The following is a 7059-nucleotide window of genomic DNA, read 5'->3' on the forward strand; positions in this document are numbered from 1 at the left end:
ACTGGCACGCGACGGGAGCATCGACCCGTCGGTGGCGGTCGCGGCCGCCCGTCAGTATCAGATCGACGACGTGCTGGCCGCCCCGGAGCAGACATCCGATCCCGGCGTGGCCTGACTGCACGCCGAGCAGACGCAGAATCGCACGCGGAAGGCCTTCCGGGTGCGATTCTGTGTCTGCTCGTGGCAGCGCGCCACACCCCAGCTTTGGCGGAAACTTCCAGAAAACTGGCGTAGCTTTTAGGGGTGAGCGACAACCAGACCACGTCTCTGTCCAGCCTGCCCAAGCCCAGATCGGCGCTGGAGCTCCTGGACGCCGTGCCCGATTCCCTGCTGCGGCGGTTGAAGCAGTACTCGGGACGGCTCGCCACCGAGGCGGTGTCGGCGATGCAGGAGCGGTTGCCGTTCTTCGCGGAGCTAGAAGCGTCCCAACGCGCCAGCGTCGCGCTGGTGGTGCAGACCGCCGTCGTCAACTTCGTCGAATGGATGCAAGACCCGCACAGCAATGTCAGCTACACCGCCCAGGCGTTCGAGCTGGTCCCCCAGGACCTGACCCGACGGATCGCACTGAGTCACAGCGTGGACATGGTGCGCGTCACCATGGAGTTCTTCGAGGAGGTCGTCCCGCTGCTGGCCCGCTCGGACGAGCAGCTGACGGCCCTGATGGTGGGCATCTTGAAGTACAGCCGCGACCTGGCGTTCACCGCCGCCACGGCCTATGCCAACGCGGCTGAAGCGCGCGGTACCTGGGACAGCCGAATGGAGGCCAGCGTCGTCGACGCGGTGGTGCGCGGCGACACCGGCCCCGAGCTGCTGTCCCGCGCCGCCGCGTTGAACTGGGACACGACCTCGCCGGCGACGGTGGTGGTGGGTACCCCGGCGCCGGGCCGCGACCGCTCCCGCGACGAGCTCGACAGCGAGCGGGCCAGCCAGGACGTCCGCGATATCGCCGCCCGCCACGGTCGCGCGGCGCTCACCGACGTGCACGGCACCTGGCTGGTGGCGATCGTGTCCGGCCAGCTGTCGCCCACCGAGAAGTTCCTGGGCGACCTGGTCGACGCGTTCTCGGATGGCCCGGTGGTGATCGGGCCCACCGCACCCATGCTGACCGCGGCCTACCACAGCGCCAGCGAGGCGATTTCCGGGATGAACGCCGTCGCCGGCTGGAGCGGGGCGCCCCGGCCGGTACTGGCCCGAGAACTCCTGCCCGAACGCGCTCTGATGGGGGATGCGTCGGCGATCGTGGCCTTGCATACCGACGTGATGCGCCCGCTCGCCGACGCCGGACCGACGCTCATCGAGACCCTTAACGCTTATTTAGATTGTGGCGGCGCGATCGAGGCCTGTGCGCGCAAGTTGTTCGTTCATCCAAACACCGTGCGGTACCGGCTCAAGCGGATCACCGACTTCACCGGGCGCGATCCCACCCAGCCGCGCGACGCATACGTGCTGCGCGTGGCGTCGACAGTCGGCCAGCTCAACTACCCCACGCCCCCCTCCAGCGTTGACAAGAACGCCGCGGCTTCGGTTCCTCTGCCGGTCAGAAGTGGTGCCGCGACGGCCTCCGCGTGATAGTGATCCAGGCAACAGATCGCGGGACGATATCAAACATGTAGCTTAGAGGCCTGTTTTGTAGGGTCTCTACAAAAACCTAAGACGAGGTTCATAATCTGTTACACCCGCCAAAACCGTTTCCACAGTGTTCTCTTAGACACGTGACTGCATTTCTTGCGCCCGGACAGGGTTCCCAGACCGAGGGGATGCTTTCGCCGTGGCTGGAACTGCCCGGCGCAGCAGACCAGATTGCGTCGTGGTCGAAGGCCAGCGGCTTGGATCTCGAGCGCCTGGGTACCACCGCGTCGACCGAGGAGATCACCGACACCGCGGTCGCCCAGCCCTTGATCGTTGCCGCCACCCTGCTGGCTCACCAGGAGCTGACCCGCCGCGGCCTCCTCGCTGACGAGGAGCTCATCGTGGCCGGCCACTCCGTCGGCGAGATCGCGGCCTACGCGATCGCCGGTGTGATGGCCGCCGATGATGCCGTCGCGCTGGCCGCCACCCGCGGTGCGGAGATGGCCAAGGCGTGCGCCCTCGAGCCGACCGGCATGTCCGCCGTGCTCGGCGGCGAGGAGGACGACGTGCTGAGTCGTCTCGACCAGCTCGACCTGATTCCCGCGAACCGCAACGCCGCCGGTCAGATCGTCGCGGCGGGCCTGCTGACCGCGTTGGAAAAGCTCGCCGAAGACCCGCCGACCAGGGCGCGGGTGCGCGCTTTGGGCGTCGCCGGGGCGTTCCACACCGAGTTCATGGCTCCGGCCCTGGATGGCTTTGCCGCGGCTGCGGCCGCTATCGCGACCGCCGAGCCCACCGCCGCGCTGCTGTCCAACTACGACGGAAAGCCCGTGGCCTCCGCGGCCGCCGCGATGGACACGCTGGTCGCCCAGCTCACCCGGCCGGTGCGCTGGGACCTGTGCACCGCCACGCTGCGGGAAAACAATATCGCGGCGATCGTCGAGTTCCCGCCCGCGGGCACGCTCAGCGGTATCGCCAAAAGAGAGCTTCGGGGAGTGCCGGCACGCGCCGTCAAGTCACCCGCAGACCTGGACGAGTTGGCCAACCTGTAACTAACGCCGGCTCCAACCAGTACCAAGTACGTCAGTTCGATTTGCACACAACATATTACGAAGGGAAGCAAAGTCGTGGCCGTAACTCAGGAAGAAATCATTGCCGGTATTGCCGAGATCATCGAAGAGGTCACCGGTATCGAGCCGTCCGAGATCACCCCGGAGAAGTCGTTCGTCGATGACCTCGACATCGATTCGCTGTCGATGGTCGAGATCGCGGTGCAGACCGAGGACAAGTACGGCGTGAAGATCCCCGACGAGGACCTCGCTGGGCTGCGTACCGTCGGTGACGTCGTCGCCTACATCCAGAAGCTTGAGGAAGAGAACCCCGAGGCTGCCGAGGCGCTGCGCGCCAAGATGTCCACCGAGCACGCGGACACGGTTGCCAACGTTCAGGCAAGGATGGAAGAAAGCAAGTGACCAAGCCTTCCACTGCTAATGGCGGTTTCCCCAGCGTTGTGGTGACCGCCGTCACAGCGACGACGTCAATCTCGCCGGACATCGAGAGCACGTGGAAGGGTCTGTTGGCCGGCGAGAGCGGCATCCACGTACTCGAAGACGACTTCATCACCAAATGGGACCTGCCCGTCAAGATCGGTGGCCACCTCAAGGAGCCGGTCGACAACCACATGGGCCGGCTGGACCTGCGACGCATGTCGTATGTCCAGCGGTTGAGCAAGTTGCTTGCCGGCCAGCTGTGGGAGTCCGCGGGCACCCCTGAGGTCGACCCGGACCGGTTCACCGTCGTGGTGGGCACCGGTCTGGGTGGCGCCGAGAGGATCGTGGAGAGCTACGACCTGATGAACGAGGGCGGGCCCCGCAAGGTGTCCCCGCTCGCCGTTCAGATGATCATGCCCAACGGCGCCGCGGCGACCGTCGGGTTGCAGCTGGGGGCACGCGCCGGGGTGATCACTCCGGTGTCGGCCTGTTCGTCTGGCTCCGAGGCAATCGCCCACGCGTGGCGTCAGATCGTGATGGGTGACGCGGACGTCGCCGTCTGCGGCGGGGTCGAAGGGCCGATCGAGGCGCTGCCGATCGCTGCGTTCTCGATGATGCGGGCCATGTCGACCCGCAACGACGAGCCGGAGCGCGCGTCGCGGCCGTTCGACAAAGACCGCGACGGCTTCGTGTTCGGCGAGGCCGGTGCGCTGATGCTCATCGAGACCGAGGAACACGCCAAGGCCCGCGGCGCTACGCCGTTGGCCCGGCTGATGGGTGCCGGTATCACCTCGGATGCCTTCCACATGGTGGCGCCCGCGGCGGACGGTGTGCGTGCCGGTCGGGCAATGCAACGCTCGATGGAGCTGGCAGGCCTGGACCCCAAGGACATCGACCACATCAACGCGCACGGAACGGCCACGCCGATCGGTGATGCTGCGGAGGCCAACGCCATCCGGGTCGCCGGTTGCGAGCACGCCGCGGTGTATGCGCCGAAGTCGGCGCTGGGCCACTCCATCGGTGCGGTGGGCGCCCTCGAGTCGTGCCTCACCGTGCTGTCGCTGCGTGACGGCGTCATCCCGCCCACCTTGAACTACGAAACCCCGGATCCTGAGATCGACCTGGATGTTGTCGCGGGCGAGCCTCGCTACGGCGAGTACCGCTACGCGATCAACAACTCGTTCGGGTTCGGCGGCCACAATGTGGCGCTCGCGTTTGGGCGTTACTAAGCACGGAAGGAACCTTGGCCAGACCAATGGGGGCACAGTTAAGTACGGGGAATGGCTTCCCCGAAGTGGTCGTCACCGGCATTGCCATGACGACTGCGCTCGCAACCGACGCCGAGAACACGTGGAAATTGTTGCTCGACGGGCAAAGCGGTATCCGCACGCTTGACGACCCGTTTGTCGAGGAATACGACCTGCCGGTTCGGATCGGCGGGCATCTGTTGGAGGAATTCGACCACCAGCTGACGCGGATCGAACTGCGCCGGACAGGATATCTGCAGAGGATGTCCACCATCGTCGGCCGGCGGGTATGGGAGAGCGCGGGCTCGCCCGACGTCGACACCAACCGGTTGATGGTGTCCATCGGCACCGGCCTGGGCTCGGCCGAAGAGCTCGTATTCGGCTATCAGGAGATGCACGAGCGCGGGTTCAGAGCGATCTCGCCGCTGACCGTGCAGAAGTACATGCCCAACGGGGCGGCCGCGGCAGTAGGCCTCGAACGGCACGCTAAGGCAGGCGTCATGACGCCGATATCGGCGTGTGCCTCCGGCGCCGAGGGCATCGCCCGTGCGTGGCAGCAAATTGCGCTCGGTGAGGCCGACATCGCAATCTGCGGCGGCGTGGAAACAAAGATCGAGGCGGTGCCGATTGCCGGCTTCGCCAATATGCGAATCGTGATGTCCACCAACAACGATGACCCCGCCGGTGCGTGCCGCCCGTTCGATAAGGACCGGGATGGCTTCGTTTTCGGCGAGGCCGGCGCTTTGATGGTGATTGAGACCGAGGAGCACGCCAAGGCTCGCGGTGCCAACATCCTGGCCCGAATCATGGGGGCCAGCATCACCTCGGACGGCTTCCACATGGTGGCACCGGACCCCAACGGAGAACGTGCCGGGCACGCGATGACGCGTGCGGTTCAACTGGCTGGCCTTACCCCGGGTGACATCGATCACGTCAACGCCCACGCCACCGGCACTCAGGTCGGTGACGTTGCCGAGAGCAAGGCCATTAACAACGCCCTCGGTAGCCATCACCCGGCGGTGTATGCACCGAAATCTGCCCTCGGCCATTCGGTCGGTGCGGTCGGCGCGGTAGAATCGATCTTGACCGTGCTTGCATTGCGGGATCAGGTGATCCCGCCAACACTGAACCTGGTGAACCTCGATCCAGAGATCGACTTGGACGTGGTGGCAGGTAGGCCGCGGCCGGGTAACTACCGGTACGCACTCAACAACTCGTTCGGATTCGGCGGGCACAACGTCGCACTCGCCTTTGGGCGGTATTAGATCGCCAAGCATTCTTGGCATCACTCGGAACTAGGAGACTAGCGATGACAATCATGGCCCCCGCGGCGGTTGGCGAGTCGCTCGACCCTCGCGATCCGCTGTTGCGTCTGTGTACTTTCTTCGACGACGACAGCGTCGAACTGCTACATGAGCGTGACCGCTCCGGCGTGCTGGCCGCGTCGGGCACCGTGAACGGCTTGCGCACCATTGCGTTCTGCACGGACGGAACCGTGATGGGCGGCGCGATGGGTATCGAAGGCTGCACACACATCGTCAACGCCTATGACACCGCCATCGAGGAGCAGAGCCCGATCGTGGGTATCTGGCACTCGGGTGGCGCCCGGCTCGCCGAAGGCGTCCGCGCGCTGCATGCGGTCGGTTTGGTGTTCGAGGCCATGATCCGTGCGTCGGGCTACATTCCCCAGGTCTCGGTGGTCGTCGGCTTCGCCGCCGGCGGTGCCGCCTACGGTCCGGCACTGACCGACGTCGTCGTAATGGCGCCGGAGAGCCGGGTTTTCGTCACCGGGCCCGACGTGGTGCGCAGCGTCACCGGCGAGGACGTCGACATGGCGTCGCTCGGTGGCCCGGAGACCCACCACAAGAAGTCCGGTGTGTGCCACATCGTCGCCGACGACGAACTCGACGCCTACGAGCGCGGCCGCCGGTTGGTCGGATTATTCTGCCAGCAAGGGCATTTCGACCGTTCCAAGGCCGAGGCCGGTGACACCGACATCCACGCGTTGCTGCCCGAATCCGCTCGGCGCGCCTACGACGTGCACCCTATCGTGACCGCGATCCTGGACGAGGAAACGCCTTTCGACGAATTCCAGGCCAACTGGGCGCCGTCGATGGTGGTCGGGCTGGGCCGGCTGTCCGGCCGCACGGTCGGAGTGCTGGCCAACAACCCGCTACGCCTGGGCGGCTGCCTGAACTCCGAAAGTGCTGAGAAGGCAGCCCGTTTCGTGCGACTGTGCGACGCGTTCGGCATTCCACTGGTGGTGGTCGTCGACGTCCCCGGCTACCTGCCGGGTGTCGACCAGGAGTGGGGCGGCGTGGTGCGTCGCGGCGCCAAGCTGCTGCACGCCTTTGGCGAGTGCACGGTTCCGCGCGTCACGCTGGTTACCCGAAAGACCTACGGCGGGGCCTACATTGCGATGAACTCGCGTTCGCTGAACGCCACCAAGGTGTTCGCGTGGCCGGACGCCGAGGTCGCGGTGATGGGCGCCAAGGCGGCCGTCGGCATCCTGCACAAGAAGAAGCTGGCCGCCGCGCCGGAGCACGAGCGCGAGGCGCTGCACGACGAGCTGGCCGCCGAGCACGAGCGGATCGCCGGTGGCGTGGACAGCGCCATCGACCTCGGTGTGGTCGACGAGAAGATCGACCCGGCGCATACTCGCAGCAAGCTCACCGAAGCGCTGGCCCAGGCACCGGCACGCCGCGGCCGCCACAAGAACATCCCGCTGTAAGGGCACCTTTTACCGCGAGCAG

At 66.1% G+C, this 7059-nt stretch carries 6 protein-coding genes; all 6 read left to right on the forward strand.

Features of this window, described 5'->3' with window-relative positions; genetic code table 11:
• Positions 1 to 243: 243 nt before the first annotated feature.
• Entirely contained in the window at positions 244 to 1569 is a 1326-nt protein-coding gene (locus tag VML93_RS00170; RefSeq protein WP_325606400.1) for a PucR family transcriptional regulator, read from the forward strand.
• Positions 1570 to 1712: 143 nt separating this feature from the next.
• Positions 1713 to 2621 carry an ACP S-malonyltransferase gene (locus VML93_RS00175; RefSeq protein ID WP_325606403.1) on the forward strand — a complete coding sequence of 303 codons (909 nt, stop codon included), beginning with the start codon at positions 1713 to 1715 and terminating at the stop codon, positions 2619 to 2621.
• Positions 2622 to 2696: 75 nt separating this feature from the next.
• A complete protein-coding gene (gene acpM / locus VML93_RS00180) occupies positions 2697 to 3041 on the forward strand; it encodes a meromycolate extension acyl carrier protein AcpM (protein WP_325606405.1) in 345 nt (114 codons plus the stop codon).
• Positions 3038 to 4288: a 3-oxoacyl-ACP synthase KasA gene (kasA, locus tag VML93_RS00185; protein WP_325606407.1), complete on the forward strand. Its 1251-nt coding sequence runs from the start codon at positions 3038 to 3040 to the stop codon at positions 4286 to 4288. Before acpM ends, kasA begins: the two co-directional genes overlap by 4 nt.
• Before the next feature lie 26 nt (positions 4289 to 4314).
• Positions 4315 to 5571 (forward strand): 3-oxoacyl-ACP synthase KasB, encoded by a 1257-nt coding sequence (gene kasB / locus VML93_RS00190; protein WP_325606408.1) that lies wholly within the window; start codon positions 4315 to 4317, stop codon positions 5569 to 5571.
• 44 nt (positions 5572 to 5615) lie between these two features.
• Positions 5616 to 7037 (forward strand): acyl-CoA carboxylase subunit beta, encoded by a 1422-nt coding sequence (locus VML93_RS00195; protein ID WP_325606410.1) that lies wholly within the window; start codon positions 5616 to 5618, stop codon positions 7035 to 7037.
• Positions 7038 to 7059 lie beyond the last annotated feature (22 nt).

Origin of the sequence: Mycobacterium sp. (genome assembly GCF_035499775.1) — a bacterium.
GTDB lineage: Bacteria > Actinomycetota > Actinomycetes > Mycobacteriales > Mycobacteriaceae > Mycobacterium.